Raw genomic sequence first — 524 nt, forward strand, 5'->3', positions numbered from 1 at the left:
ATCCTGAGCGGAATTTCGCGCAGACGGGGTCCGCGCGGATTATCCGTCTTCGTCTCGTGGTTTTCGGAATGGCCGATCGGGGTGTCCATCTAGAGCCTCCGCGCCAGCACCGGCCCCTTTTCGGAGCCGAATTCCGCCAGTACCGTCTCGCCGGCAATGGCGTTCTGCCCGACGGTAACGCGCGGCGTAAATCCGTCCGGCAGGTAGACATCAAGCCGCGAACCGAAACGGATGAGACCGAAACGCTCGCCGGCGTCGAGTGGCGAATTCGGCGTCGTCCAGCAGACGATCCGCCGCGCCACGAGGCCCGCAACCTGCACCACGCCAATCTGGCCGTGCACGGTGTGGAGGATCAGGCCGTTGCGTTCGTTGTCGTCACTCGCTTTGTCGAGATCGGCGCTCAGGAACTTGCCCTCGCGATAGGCGATATGCTCGACGCGGCCGCGCATCGGCGCGCGGTTCACATGGCAGTTGAAGACATTCATGAAGATCGAGACCTTCAGCATCGGTGCGTCGGACAGGCC

1 protein-coding gene is annotated in these 524 nt (G+C 63.4%); it reads right to left on the bottom strand.

Features of this window, described 5'->3' with window-relative positions:
- Window positions 1-89 precede the first annotated feature (89 nt).
- On the bottom strand, window positions 90-524 hold a 435-nt coding region (locus AC1D0P_RS28130), incomplete at its 5' end, for a phosphatidylserine decarboxylase (protein ID WP_477679737.1).

This window comes from Polaromonas sp. P1_G2, from assembly GCF_056405515.1.